General features: G+C 57.1%; 1 rRNA gene. It reads right to left on the bottom strand.

Going from position 1 to position 219, the window contains the following annotated elements:
• Positions 1–219 (bottom strand): 16S ribosomal RNA (locus tag H9X86_RS12340); the annotation flags it as partial.

The raw sequence follows: 219 nt of genomic DNA, 5'->3' as shown, positions 1-219 counted from the left end.
CTCAGTCCCAATGTGGCCGGCCAACCTCTCAGTCCGGCTACTGATCGTCGCCTTGGTGGGCCGTTACCCCGCCAACCAGCTAATCAGACGCGAGGCCATCTCAGAGCGACAAATCTTTGGCAGTCAGGGTCATGCGACCCAACTGCATTATGCGGTATTAGCAGCTGTTTCCAACTGTTATTCCCCACTCCGAGGCAGGTTCCTCACGCGTTACTCACC

The sequence above is a fragment of the Pseudoflavonifractor capillosus genome, assembly GCF_016902575.1.
Classification (GTDB): Bacteria; Bacillota; Clostridia; order Oscillospirales; family Oscillospiraceae; genus Enterenecus; species Enterenecus capillosus_A.
Note: the sequence above shows the minus strand (reverse complement) of the source record. Positions and strands in the feature narration are given on the sequence as shown.